At 47.6% G+C, this 13,434-nt stretch carries 13 protein-coding genes; 9 read left to right on the top strand and 4 right to left on the bottom strand.

Annotated features, from left to right (window positions below; genetic code table 11):
* The first annotated feature begins 2 nt into the window (after window positions 1–2).
* From AC506A_RS09355 to AC506A_RS09330, 6 genes are all read left to right on the top strand, one after another.
* Complete coding sequence (locus AC506A_RS09355) at window positions 3–314, top strand: DUF1292 domain-containing protein (RefSeq protein ID WP_475780279.1); 312 nt, start codon at window positions 3–5, stop codon at window positions 312–314.
* 35 nt (window positions 315–349) lie between these two features.
* Window positions 350–649, top strand: coding sequence for a DUF1292 domain-containing protein (locus tag AC506A_RS09350; RefSeq protein WP_495460660.1), 300 nt, complete (start codon window positions 350–352; stop codon window positions 647–649).
* A 117-nt stretch (window positions 650–766) separates the two neighbouring features.
* Window positions 767–1,897, top strand: a complete 1,131-nt coding sequence (mltG, locus tag AC506A_RS09345) for an endolytic transglycosylase MltG (protein ID WP_495460659.1) — start codon at window positions 767–769, stop codon at window positions 1,895–1,897.
* Between the two features lie 11 nt (window positions 1,898–1,908).
* A complete protein-coding gene (locus AC506A_RS09340) occupies window positions 1,909–2,853 on the top strand; it encodes a peptidase U32 family protein (protein ID WP_495460658.1) in 945 nt (314 codons plus the stop codon).
* A gap of 34 nt (window positions 2,854–2,887) precedes the next feature.
* Window positions 2,888–4,138 carry a peptidase U32 family protein gene (locus AC506A_RS09335; protein ID WP_495460657.1) on the top strand — a complete coding sequence of 417 codons (1,251 nt, stop codon included), beginning with the start codon at window positions 2,888–2,890 and terminating at the stop codon, window positions 4,136–4,138.
* Window positions 4,139–4,421: 283 nt separating this feature from the next.
* A complete protein-coding gene (locus AC506A_RS09330; RefSeq protein ID WP_495461008.1) occupies window positions 4,422–6,533 on the top strand; it encodes a methyl-accepting chemotaxis protein in 2,112 nt (703 codons plus the stop codon).
* Between the two features lie 117 nt (window positions 6,534–6,650).
* Here the strand turns inward: AC506A_RS09330 and AC506A_RS09325 are convergent, their stop codons facing one another.
* Together AC506A_RS09325 and AC506A_RS09320 are read right to left on the bottom strand one after the other, a co-directional pair.
* The gene (locus tag AC506A_RS09325; protein WP_495460656.1) at window positions 6,651–7,331 is read right to left on the bottom strand and encodes a zinc metallopeptidase; all 681 of its coding nucleotides are present in this window, start codon (window positions 7,329–7,331) and stop codon (window positions 6,651–6,653) included.
* Window positions 7,332–7,360: 29 nt separating this feature from the next.
* On the bottom strand, window positions 7,361–7,801 hold the full coding sequence (locus tag AC506A_RS09320) for a MerR family transcriptional regulator (protein ID WP_495460655.1): 441 nt from the start codon (window positions 7,799–7,801) through the stop codon (window positions 7,361–7,363).
* Between the two features lie 403 nt (window positions 7,802–8,204).
* Here AC506A_RS09320 and AC506A_RS09315 point away from each other — a divergent pair, with 403 nt between their 5' ends.
* The 3 genes from AC506A_RS09315 to AC506A_RS09305 are packed head-to-tail and all read left to right on the top strand — an operon-like array spanning window position 8,205 to window position 11,456.
* Window positions 8,205–9,575, top strand: coding sequence for an ammonium transporter (locus AC506A_RS09315; RefSeq protein WP_495460654.1), 1,371 nt, complete (start codon window positions 8,205–8,207; stop codon window positions 9,573–9,575).
* 57 nt (window positions 9,576–9,632) lie between these two features.
* Window positions 9,633–10,703, top strand: a complete 1,071-nt coding sequence (locus AC506A_RS09310) for a DUF294 nucleotidyltransferase-like domain-containing protein (RefSeq protein WP_495460653.1) — start codon at window positions 9,633–9,635, stop codon at window positions 10,701–10,703.
* Between the two features lie 18 nt (window positions 10,704–10,721).
* Window positions 10,722–11,456, top strand: a complete 735-nt coding sequence (locus tag AC506A_RS09305; RefSeq protein WP_495460652.1) for an exonuclease domain-containing protein — start codon at window positions 10,722–10,724, stop codon at window positions 11,454–11,456.
* Here the strand turns inward: AC506A_RS09305 and AC506A_RS09300 are convergent.
* Both AC506A_RS09300 and AC506A_RS09295 read right to left on the bottom strand, forming a co-directional pair.
* Window positions 11,430–11,924 (bottom strand): M67 family metallopeptidase, encoded by a 495-nt coding sequence (locus tag AC506A_RS09300; protein WP_495460651.1) that lies wholly within the window; start codon window positions 11,922–11,924, stop codon window positions 11,430–11,432. The genes AC506A_RS09305 and AC506A_RS09300 overlap by 27 nt on opposite strands.
* Before the next feature lie 81 nt (window positions 11,925–12,005).
* Window positions 12,006–13,313: an MFS transporter gene (locus tag AC506A_RS09295; protein WP_495460650.1), complete on the bottom strand. Its 1,308-nt coding sequence runs from the start codon at window positions 13,311–13,313 to the stop codon at window positions 12,006–12,008.
* Window positions 13,314–13,434: the final 121 nt, after the last annotated feature.

The following is a 13,434-nucleotide window of genomic DNA, read 5'->3' as shown; positions in this document are numbered from 1 at the left end:
CGATGACAAAGGACGACATGCAGTTTGAAGAGCCGGAAATCATCTACATTCCGGATGAAGACGGCAACGAAGAAGAATTCGAGGTAGTCATGAAGTTCGAGGTAGACGGCTCTGATCAGAAATATATGATGGTAGTTCCACTCAACGTGGATTCCGAGGACGAGCAAGACGAAGACTCCGATGAAGTCTACGCTTTCCGTTATGAGGAAGACGGCGATGATTTGAAACTGTATACCATCGAAGATGAAGAAGAGTGGAACATGGTTGAAGAAACCTTTAACACACTTCTTGCTGAAATTGACGATAACGACTAGGATTTGGGTCCATAGTCGAAGGGAGCTTAATGCACGTGTCTGAAGTAAAACGTATTTCCGTCCTGAAGGACATCTACGGTACGGAAGTGGATCTGATTGGAGAAGAAGGCGCTGCGGAACCATTCCAAATTATCGCCGAATTCCAAATGGGAGACCACTCCTACGCAGGATTGCAATCGCATGACATGCAGAAAGAAGACGAAATCGCATTCTTCCGCATTACATTGAAGGAAGGTTCCGATCCAGAGCTGGAATCCATTGAAAGTGATGAAGAGTGGGAGCTTGTTTCTGAAGCTTATGACGATTTGTTGTTCGAAGGCGAAGAACAGCCTTAACATGCACCTCTAGCTTTAAACAGGGCGGCTTGAGCCCGGTTTTACTTATAGGAGTTCGGAAGGGGCGGCGCCGACCGCCCTTTTTCCGCGCTGATATAGAAATGGAGGATAGGTCGCTTGAGAAGAGCAGAGCATCAGAATGCAGAAGGATTGCCGGATGAAGGAGCCATGCAGCCCTCCGGACCAAGACGCGGTCGCATTACGTTCTGGGTTATCGTGTCGATACTCAGCTTAATGCTTGTCACTGCGGGAAGTCTTTATCTCTATATCTGGAATGGCTTGCGGCCTGCGCCGAGAGGCGATGTTGTTCAAGTGGAGCTGAAGAAAGGGACATCTCCATTACGATTTGCTGAAGTGCTCGAAGATCAAGGGGTTATTCGAAATGCATTTATTTTTAAATATTACTTGCGCTACAAGAACGAAGGACCGGGGTTTCAGGCAGGTGTGTATGAGCTGTCACCGGGGATGGACAATGATGCCATCATTGCAAAGTTAAACGCCGGAGAGACGTTAAAGGAAGAAACGATGCGTTTCACCATTCCGGAAGGGTTTACGGTTGAGCAAATAGCGGAAACACTAGATAAAGCAGGTTATGCGAAGAAATCGGATTTCATGGCGCTTGCAGATAAGGATCAAGTATGGAGCGACGCGGATGCAGTGAAGAGCATTCCGAAGAATCCTGACCTTCGCCATCGGTTGGAAGGATATTTATTCCCGGATACGTACGAGCTTGTGAAAGCAAGCAAGCCGGAAGATATCATCAAACGGTTGCTGCAAGAACTCGATCATAAGCTGGATACGCTTCCTGAGAACTGGGAGGATTCGCTTGCAGTTAACAAGATTGATTTTCACGGCATGATGACCATTGCCTCGCTTGTGGAGCGTGAGGTTGTCGTGGATGAAGAACGCGCAATCGTGGCAGGCATTATCTACAACCGATTGAAGAAAGGCATGCCGCTTCAGATCGATGCGACTGTACAATATTTGCTTGATAAACAGAAAGAACGGCTGCTTGTTGACGATTTGAAAGTGGACAGCCCTTACAATACGTACAAAGTGGACGGTCTCCCTCCTGGGCCAATCGCATCTCCGAGCTTGAAATCAATCGAAGCTGCGCTTTTCCCGAAAGAGACGGAATACTATTTCTATGTGACGAAGAAAGACGGCAGCCACGAGCATCTGTTTGCGGAAACGCTTAAGGAGCATAACCGCAACATTGAGAAGAGCAATCAAACGGCTGGACAATAGGAGGATTTACAATGGCAACAAAACCGGAGCTGCTCGTTGATGCGGGTTCTCTTGCTGATATGGAGCGGCTCATTGCTGCAGGCGCGGATGCATTCATTCTTGGTGAATCCCGTTATGGCATGCGTCTGTCGGGGGAATTTGACCTGGCACTTATGACGGAAGCCGTGAAGCTTGCCCATTCGCATCATGTTTCCGTTTATGCAGCGGTCAACAACTTGATGGATAATGAAACCGTTGATTCTTTGCCCGGCTACATTCGTGGTTTGGCTGAAGCAGGCGTAGACGGCTTAGTGTTCGGCGATCCTGCAGTATTGATGATTGCGCGTGTTGATGCGCCAAACATGAAACTGCACTGGAATGCGGAGATGACTTCGACGAACTATGCCACAGCGAATTATTGGGGACGCCGCGGCGCAACCAGATTCGTTCTGGCGCGTGAGCTTAACATGGATCAAGTCATCGATGCGAAAACCAATACTACTCTTGAAGTACAGGTTCAGGTGCATGGTTTGACTAATATTTATCATTCCAAGCGACCGCTTGTGCAAAATTATTTCCAGCATCAGACGAAAGATGGAGAAACGACCGAGGTTCCTGTTCACGGCAAGCGGGAAGACGGCTTGTATTTAGTGGAAACGGAACGCCCGGATGAACGTTTCCCGATCTATGAAGATGCTGGCGGAACCCATATTATGAGTTCTGATGACCTATGCATGATCGAGAACTTACATGAACTGATGGAAGTTAATATCGATAGCTTTCGGATTGAAGGGCTGTTAAAATCAATAGAGTACAATGAAACGGTCGTAAAAGCATACCGTGCTGCAATCGATGCCTATTGCGAGGATCCGGAAGGTTACGCCTTCAACGAAGAATGGTTGGATAGCATTGTGAACGTACAGGATCCGTCCCGTGAGCTGTCGTACGGATTTTTCTATAAAGAGCAAGTATATTAAGTCGTCACCCATGGAAGTTGTGGAGGTGAAGCAGGTGACCACAAAAACATCCCCCCGCTTTACGGGGAAAAGAAATCGTCTAGATAAACCGGAGTTGCTTGCCCCGGCAGGTAATCTGGAGAAACTTAAGTTTGCCGTTCATTACGGCGCGGATGCGGTATATATCGGCGGTCAGAAGTATGGCCTTCGTTCCAATGCCGACAACTTCACCTTTGCTGAGATGAAGGAAGGCGTTGAGTTCGCAGAGCGTTATGGCGCTAAAGTGTTTGTTGCAACTAACATTTATGCGCATAATGAAGATATTGGCGGTCTTGAAGAGTACTTGCGTGAGCTCGAAGCAGCCGGTATTGCTGCGATTATTGCTGCTGATCCGATCATTATCGAAACCGCGCAACGGGTTGCGCCCAAGCTCGAGGTTCACTTGAGCACGCAGCAGTCGACGCTGAATTGGCAGGCTGTGCAGTTCTGGAAAGAAGAGGGGCTGCCGCGTGTCGTATTAGGTCGCGAGACGAGCCTCGAAGAGATTTCGCAAATTAAAGCGCATGTCGATATCGAGATCGAAGCATTTATCCATGGCGCAATGTGTTCGTCCTTCTCGGGTCGTTGTGTGCTTTCCAACCATTTCACGGACCGGGATTCTAATCGTGGCGGCTGCTGTCAATCCTGCCGCTGGAAGTACGATATCTACGAAGACGACCTTCAAATGGTCGGTCCTGAAGCGGATAAATTCACGATGGGCTCCAAGGACTTATGCATGATCGAGCACATTCCGGACTTAATCGAGGTTGGTGTAGACAGCTTCAAAATCGAAGGTCGGATGAAGAGTTTGCATTATGTCGCTACAGTCGTGAATGCTTATCGTCAAGCGATCGATTCCTACATGGCTGATCCGGACAATTATGAATTGAAACAAGTGTGGCTGGATGACATTCAGAAGGCTGCCAATCGTCCGGTAAATACCGGTTTCTTCTACGATACGCCAGGTCCTGAAGACCATATTTACGGGCCGGAAGATAAAGCTGCTCCTTATGATTTCGCAGGTGTTGTTATCTCTTACGATGAGGCGACAGGACATGCTGTCATTCAGCAGCGGAACCATTTCAAGCCAGGTCAGGAAGTGGAATTCTTCGGACCGAACGGCACCTTCTTCAAACAAACCGTTAACGAAATCATGGATGAAAGCGGCAATGCACTGGATGCAGCAAGACATCCGCTGCAGCACATTGTGCTGAAGACGGAGCAACCGGTAAAACCGATGGACATGATGCGTAAACGTGTTCGTTAATAAGTATTTGGACCCAAATAATCCTAATCGAGCTATCGATTAGGATTATTTTTTTGTGAAAATATTCCCTATTTCCCTAACAATACGGATATGTAAAGCCGATATTAAGGATATTGCGTGTATTTTGTCGATAATTGGTTTTGCGTGACGTAGGCATTTAGCATCTAGTGTAAGTCAACAGACACATACCCACACGAACGCACCAGCTCCACACACGGAAAACTATCCTCAGATTAGGTGGTGTCATGAAGTGAAATTGAAGTTGAATGTGAAGAAAGATAAGATGAAAACGCAAACAGAAGGTGAAGGTAAAGGAGCGAATGTGAAAGCCTTATATTCTTCCTCCATTAATGGGATCAAGAATGTGAAGCTGACGAATCCGATTAAATCGGTCGGACTTATGTTATTCCTTATTATTTTCAGTGCAATTCTCGTTTGCGTACTAGTAGTCGGTTTATTCTCCTACTCGACCTCCAAGAGCATCATTAAGAATAAAGTAGCGGATTCCAGCGCGGTAGCCATTGCTCAGTCCAAGGGCAAACTTGATTTGATGTTCAAGAACTATGAAGCCTTGTCGATGCAAATTCTGCTAGACAAAGTTGTTCAGGACAATTTGATGAAATACGATCAAACTACGGATGACTACGAACGCTTCGATGTCATGAAGAAGTTAAGCGATTCTATTCAATCTTACATACTCGGCAACTCAACTATTGTAGGGGCGGCCATTATCCCGATGAGCGGTGATTCGGCTTCTGTAACTGTCGGATCTTCGAGCATCAGTACGGAAGATGCCAAAGATACGAAGTGGATGAAGACGATTGTGGATGGCAGCGGTAAACTAATGTGGCTTCCCGCTGAAGTGAAAGGTTATAGCGGCGCTGCGTCGGAACCAACGATCGCCATGGGCCGAGTCATGAAGAACACGGTTACGAATGAAGGCAAATTTATTATGATCGTTGAGATTTACTTGAAAGAATTCTCCAAGCAGCTTGAGGATCTGAAGCTCGGTGACAATAGTGAAATCACCATTGTTGACAGTGCGAATAATTTGGTATTCACCAAAGATCTAGAACAAATCGGTAAACCATCACCGATAACGATTCCCGAGAAACAGAAGTCTGGATCTACCACACAGGAAATTGCAAGTGGAGAAGTACTTGCGATGTACAACCAATTCACAACAGTGGATTGGAAGCTGGTTGGATCGGTTCCGGTTGCTGAGCTTGTGAAGGATGCATTGAAAATCCGGAATGCTACTTATATTATTGCGGCTATCGCAGCGCTGCTTGCTATCGGTATCGGTTTGCTCGTCATTCGTATGGTTGCTCTGCCGCTCGTTAGTTTGCGTAACCTGATGAATGAAGGTGAACGCGGCAACTTAACCGTTCGTTCGACGATCAATAAGAAGGACGAAATCGGCCAACTGGCACAAAGCTTTAACCAGATGATGACGCAAATTACCGTGCTCGTTGCCCAAACGAATCAATCCGCACAGGATGTACTGGCAACTGCAGGGGAGCTATCTGATGCTTCGAAGAAAACGGCAGTTTCTGCTCGCGAAATAGCGGTAGCTACGGAAGAGATCGCTAACGGAGCAACGAGCCTTGCGATGGAAGCGGAGAAAGGCAGTGACCTTACTTCGGAGATCAGCCAGCAGATGCAGCAGGTCATGACGGCGAACCAAGACATGGGCCAAGCTGCAAGCGAGGTAGAGAAAGCGAGTCGCCAAGGTACGGCATACATGAACAGCTTGATCGAGAAAACTGGAATGACTGAAGAAATGACGCGTTCGATGGTGGAGAAGGTTGACCGTCTCAAAGAAAGCACGCGTTCGATCCGTAAAATTCTGGAAGTACTCAATAATATGACGAAACAAACAAATATTTTGTCTCTGAATGCAACAATTGAGGCTGCTCGTGCAGGTGCGGCAGGTAAAGGTTTCATGGTCGTGGCTGATGAAATTCGTAAATTGGCGGATCAATCCCGTCAGTCCATCGATGTTGTTGGTCAAATTACAGAAACCATCCAGAAGGAAATCGACGAAACCGTTCATGTCTTGTCTGATGCGTATCCGATTTTCCAAGAGCAAATTCAGTCCGTTAAAGAAGCGAATCAAATTTTCTTGACCGTTCAAGGTCAAATGGGCGATTTCGTTGGCAGTCTGAGCTCCGTTACGGATTCCATCAGTATGCTGGAGCGCTCGCAAGTTGTTCTCTCCGAAGCGATGGGTAATGTGAGTGCCGTAGCAGAAGAGTCATCCGCTACTTCCGAGGAAGTGGCATCGCTGAGCAATGAGCAAAATAGCATCAGCGAGGGACTAGTTCGACTGTCGGATAAACTTGAGACCGTATCAACAGGGCTTAAAGAAACGCTTAGCCGTTTCCGTACCTAAGGAATGAGAATTAGCTGACATCAAACAAACGATGTCAGCTTTTTCATTTTCACCGGCGCAACAAGAAAGAGGCGGGGGATAAGTATCCCCCGCCTCTTTACGATATCAACATCGTATTTAATCTCGGCTTTGCGTAAAGATCATAATGTACTTGACCAGCTCAAGCAAGGAAATCAAGGCTGCTGCGACATACGTCAATGCTGCGGCATTAAGGACTTTCGCTACACCGCGTTCTTCTTCGTTTGTGATGAAGCCTTCGGAGATCATGATCTCACGAGCGCGACTGCTTGCATTGAACTCGACAGGCAACGTTACGAGCTGGAAAGTAACCGCACATGAGAAGAACAAGATGCCCAGTCCAATCAGTCCAGTGGCTTGAAACAGGAAACCGGCGATTAACAAGAAAGGCGCTACACCGGAAGCGAAGTTTACAACCGGGAAAATCTTGTGGCGCAGTGTCAGCATTGGGTAATGCACGCTATGCTGAATCGCATGCCCAACCTCGTGACAGGCTACAGAAACCGCTGAAATTGAATTTTCGTAGTAAACGGGCTCTGACAGCCTTACGACGCGGTGAATAGGGTCGTAGTGGTCGGAGAGCGTTCCTGGAACCGGTTCAACCGGCACATCATGCAGTCCGTTTCGATCGAGCATCATCCGTGCGGCTTGATATCCTGTAAGACCACTGTTAATTGGAACGTCAGACCATCGTTTAAATGTGCCGCGAACTCGAAACTGTGCCCATAACGATAAGATGAAAGCAATAATGATTAGAAAATCCATTGGGTGAAAAAACATAAATTGTTCCCTCCATTAATGTTGAAATCCTACATAAGACCGCCTTTGTTAATCAGAAGCATCAATGCTTCGACGCATGCGGCAGTTTGAGGAGCCAACCGTTTAAACACCTGCTTAGCCTGCTGAGGCTTCAATTGGTTCAGGACGGGTTCTATCTCCTGAACTTCACGCTGCAGCTGTTCTAGATGAAGCTGGAGCTCCATCAGCTTGCCTGACACTTGATCCTCTGTCGAGACTTTGCGCCAGCCTGCCATATTTGCCTTGATTTCATCGAGCGTATATTTGTCTTTCTTCAACTGTACTATACGTTTGAGCCGATCCAAGGTTTCATCACTATAGAGACGATAATTTTTGGCAGATCTTCGTTCAGGTTCGATAAGCCCCATGGATGTGTAGAAATCGATTGTGCGAGAGCTTACGCCAGCTAACTTGGATAATTCGCCAATCCGGTGCAGCACATGTTCGGACAATGGAATCACCTCTCTCTTTAAACGGGTATGGGCTTTAATTCTTCTAGTTCCTATGATACAGAATCTATAACCATACAGTCAAACGTAATGCTTTGACGAATTTTGTTAGTATAAAACCTAACATGAGGCTTGGCTACTAGAGAGGATATTCGTAATTTATAGGAAAGGTCTGACATAGGATAGGAGAGAAAAACGTTCAAAACGCGAAGGATAAGGCGGTGAAAAGGCGGATTTGATGAATAAACTGTAAAAAAACTTAACATTCGATTCATTTGAAGAAGCGAATGTTAGATTTTTTTCGAGAAAATGAAAAAACTGTATTGTCAAAAGTGGTACTTCTGACTATAATGACATTAAGTCTTTCCTAGCATGTCAAGAAACATTACATTAGGGAGTGGTCGTAGTGGTCAAAAAGTTGATTTTATCTTTAGGTGCTCTTTCGTTGTTATTTCCAGCAATGGCTTTCGCAGACGACCCGTCTGCAGGAACACTGAACATGGGACTCAACTCGATTTGGGTTCTAGTCGCAGCAGTGTTGGTTATCTTGATGCAAGGTGGATTTATTCTTCTTGAATCCGGTTCGACACGCATGAAGAATGCCGGACATATTGCCGGGAAAACAATCTTTACATTGGGACTTTGTACCTTGGTTTACTGGGCTGTAGGTTATGCATTTGCATTCGGCGCAGATAATGCTGAGAATTCAATCAGTAAATTTATCGGATGGGGCAGCTACTTATTCGCTCCTGCAGTTTCGGCAGCAGAAGGCGAAGCACTTCCTTCTACAATCTTCTTCGTATTCCAACTGGCTTTCGCTGCAGTATCGCTTTCCATCGCATGGGGCGGTTTCGCAGAACGCGCTAAGCTTTCCGCATACCTAGTCTTTACCGTATTGTTTACAGCACTTATCTATCCGGTCATTTCCCACTGGATCTGGAGCCCATCGGGCTGGTTGTTCGCTGAAGGCGCGCAAGACTATGCGGGCTCCACAGTTGTTCACTTAACTGGTGCGCTAGCAGCCTTTGCAGCAACCGTACTTCTGAAGCCGCGTATCGGTCGCTTCAATAAAGACGGCTCAGCAAATGAAATTCTAGGTCATAACCAAGTATTTGGAGCTTTGTCTGTTCTTATACTATGGGTTGGCTGGTTCGGCTTCAACGCAGGTAGCGCACTTGGTGTAGGCGACGGTTTCTTCGGATATGTTGCATTCAATACACAACTCGGCGCAGCAGGCGGAGCGGTAGCGGCACTGTTGATCTCCTGGCTGGTAAACGGCAAAGCAGACATTCCTACAACATTGAACGGCGCTCTTGCCGGTCTCGTAGCAATCACTGCAAGTTGTGCGTTCGTTGACCCTTGGGCAGCTGTAGTAATCGGTTTGCTTGCAGGTGTACTCGTATTCTTCAGCGCGAAATTCTTCGAGAAAATCAAAGTCGACGATCCTATCTATGCACTTTCTGTACACGGAGCAGCAGGGGTTTGGGGTACGCTGGCGAATGGTATCTTTGCAACAGATGAACTTGCCACGAAGCTAAATGTAGGTAAAGGCGGTATCATCGATACAGGCAACTGGCATCAAATGTGGGTACAGCTTGAATCCGTACTCGTTTGCGGCGGCTACGTACTCGTTGTTTCCTTCGTATTGCTTGGCATCATGAAAGTTGTTATGGGCCTTCGTGTTACGGAAGAGCAAGAAATTATCGGTCTTGACCTTTCCGAGCATGGAACATTCGGCTATCCGGAGCAAATGAAAAAAGCGCAACAAAACATGTAAGCCAGCAAGAGCATGCCTTAATAAGTTGTTCGATACTGACATAGGGGTGAGCACAGCATGAGCGATCCGGTTCGTGCGAAGCTGCTTACACGCATCGGGACGACCGATGATGTGGTGACGCTGCGCGGCTTGCGGGATCAAATCCACGAGCGAATGGAAGCTCTGCACGCTGAACAACCAATTGAACAATTTAATACGGATCTGAATGAGGTACATGACGCGTTTATTCGGCGGGCGATCTCACTCTCAGAAGGGCAAATGGCACGGCTGGGGTATGGTTCCCCACCCGTGCCTTACGCGTATTTATTGTTCGGCAGCGGAGGCAGGGCGGAACAAACGCTGTCAAGTGACCAAGACAGCGGGATGATTTACGACGATCCGCAGGAGGAGTCGAAGCGGGAGCAAGTAACGGCTTATTATCATGTCTTTGCCGAAACGATCGTCGATACACTTCAGCAGCTCGGTTATCCGCCTTGTGAAGGAGAGGTCATTAGCTCAAATCCGATCTGGTGCCAGTCACTCTCACAGTGGAAAGCAAAGCTGGGCAGCTGGTTTGAAGATCCGGATTGGGAGTGTGTCAGGTATCTTCTCATCGTAGCCGACAGTCGAATGATTTATGGCGAGAAGCTGTTATTGCAATCATTAAAGGATCATTTCTATACCGATATGTTAAATCACCGTGTCATCGTGCGTCACATGCTTAACAATACGATGCGTCATAAGGTGTTGATCGGCGTGTTCGGCCAACTGCTAAAGGAACAATACGGCACAGACGCCGGCAGTTTGGATCTGAAATACGGTGCGTATATTCCAATGGTCAATGCAATGCGATTGTTAAGTATTCAGGCAGGCGTACGTGAAACGTCGACGCTCGCGCGAATGAAACGGTTAAGGCAGTTAGACGTTTTTTCGGAAGAAGACTATGTCATGTATATCGGAATATTTCGTTTATTCATGCGTCTTCGGCTGATGAGCACGGAGAAGAGGGAAGACGGGCTTTATATGAATAATGGCAAGCTGCCGCATGTGAAGTTGACAAAGGAATTAATCGAAGAGCTGAAATCCGGACTCAAAGGAGTAAAGAAGCTGCAACGCTTCGTTCAAAAGCAGACGACGGGAAGGCTCTAGAGCAGCGGAGGGGGAACCATGAAGGAGCAGAAAAGTGTAGGCAGGATGTGGCATTTATACAAAATGGGCGGAATTACACCGGCGATTGCTTCGATGATGGGCGCTCAAAACGCACAGCAAATGGCCTTTATCCGCTCGATGTCGAAGGAGCAGCGTAAGGAATCGATAATGGACCAGCCGCTGCACGATATGGAGGTCGTCGTTTTTGATCTGGAGACGACCGGATTCTATCCGACGAACGGGGATGAGATCTTATCGGTCGGAGCTGTGCTCGTGAAAGGAGATCGGCTTGTAGAAGGTGGAACCTTCTACAGCTTGGTTAATCCCAAACGAAAAGTGCCCAAGCATATCACGGAGTTAACCGGGATAACGAATGAAATGGCCCAGGATGCGCCGGATCTCATGCAGGTGCTTCATGATTTCATGGAGTTTGTCGGTAAAAGATTGCTTATCGCGCACGCCAGCGGTCATGACAAGCAATTTCTCAATGCCGCGCTGTGGCGGACATCGAAGGTCAATTTGACCCATCGCGTACTCGATACGATGCTGGTAGCGAAATGGCTGGAGCCCAATCGGCTCACGTATAACCTAGATGACATGCTGACGTTAAGCGGAATTGAGATTACGCAGCGCCATCATGCGCTGGAGGATTCCCTCATGACAGCGAAGCTGTGGGTACATTATTTGCAGCGTATGCATGATCGAAATGTGATTACACTTGAGGACTTATATGCGTATTTGAGTCAACATTAAAGGTGTAAAGAGGCCGTTCTCTGCCCAATAGGGCTGAATAAGCGGATCGTTCGCCTGCTGCAGCGAAACAATCCAATAATGGACGCCTGTTCCAGACTCCGCCGTCAACAATCCATTCCAATCCGCAGTGCTTGGGAGCGGCATAGACGAAGGATGGGAGTGAAAGTAGCCGACAAGCGATTGTCGGTTTTTTTGCATGCTGTAATAGGTCTGTATCCATTCCTGCGGGTCAAACTCGAACCGTTTGAGCGGCTGCTGCGACCGATTACGAATAGCATGTACGCCTGTTACGGTTACATAGGGCTGCTGTTCTTGCCCAGGTGTACTGGTTAGTACCCCGCAAGCTTCCTCTGGTAACGCCGTGAGGCAGCATTGTACAAGGGAATGATAGGCATCGGATGTAATGGTCACTGCAGCGTGAGTTGCTTGAGTTGAATCTGAATCGAATGCATCGATTATAGTGTTCATCTGCACAATGCCTCTTTCCATTTCGAAGGTCATTGTTTCATTATAACGATTCCTTGCCCTTGAAAACAGCGAGCTTCTATTTCAAGCATCGCCAGCTTTCTTCGGTGGATGAACGAAGAAAATAATGATGAGCAGTGCGCCTAATGAAAGTGCGGCGACAACGCCGTACAACAGCGTATCGGAACGTTTGGCCAACCAGCCGAATAAGGGAGGTCCAAAGGCTACGCCGAAGAATCGGAGGCTGCTATATAGGGATGTGACCATGCCTCGATGTTCGCGATCTACGGAGCCGGTAATGAGTGTATTCAGACATGGGAGCAATAGGCCGGTACCAGCGCTGCTGAGTGCTGCGAAGCCGATTAACGCATATACACTATTGTGGATGAAAGCAGCCGCTGCCAATGCCAAGCACATTACGGCTAAGCCGATCATCATGAGTCGTCGCATGAGAGCGCCGTTGTTTTTGATTTTACGGCCGGTCACGTAAGCTGTAATGACGAGGAAGAGGAGCGGGATCGCCAGAACGCCTCCCTTAGCAACGCCGTCTATATTGTAGGGAGCTTCTTCTAAGACGTCGGAAAGCCGAAATAAGACGCCAAATAGAATAAATAGACCAAGTGAGCCTGATATGAAAGCAGAGATGAGCCAGCGCCCTTTCTCCTTGAATACTTTTACAATATCCGCGACATATTGCTTTACAGGCGTTTTCTCTTTATTTTCTTTGGGAGGTTCTTTAATAAAGAACATCATGGCAAAGAATGACCCTGCACAGAATAATGGAAATGCGAACAAAGGGGCATACCAAGCCATCAAAGCGAGAAGAGAACCAATAATCGGGCTTATGACTTTACCAGCGCCGTTCGAGGCTTCAATGAGACCTAATGCTTCGCTCTCACTACCATCCTTGTACATGTCGCCAACCAGTGCCATTGCGATGGGCGAGGTGCCGGCAGCGCCGATTCCTTGAAGCGCGCGTGCCGCAATTAGCAGCCAGTAAGCATGCATAACCGCTCCGATGCCTGCCACTATCCCTGCAATGCCATAGAGAGCGAGAGAGGGCAGAATGACGGCTTTACGCGTGAAACGATCGGATAAGTATCCGGAGATCGGGATGATAAGTCCTGCTGCCACGGAGAACAATGTAATGACAAGACTCGCTTGAAATCCTGAAATGCCCAGCTCCTTCTCCATATCCGGCAAAATGGGGACAAGCATCGAGTTGCCTAGTACGAGAACCAGCGGTACGGTTGCAAGCGCACAGTATTGAAGCCATTTGCCTTTGCTCTGTTCACCTTGAGTTGGATTGTTCTTGCTGTCGCTGCCTGATCCAGACGTGCGCAGCTTTCCCGGTTTCCCTTGAGCCCATCCGGACTTCGTTGCTTGCTTCATTAGAACAGCTCCCATGGCGAAATTGTGTCATCTCGACGGTAATGTACCCTCGAACTTGAGCATCCATTCCCAAGCGTGGTAACATGTAGGGAGGTTGTCCGAATCTGATATTGCATACGAA

This window comes from Paenibacillus sp. N22P23, assembly GCF_059383735.1.
Note: the sequence above shows the minus strand (reverse complement) of the source record. Positions and strands in the feature narration are given on the sequence as shown.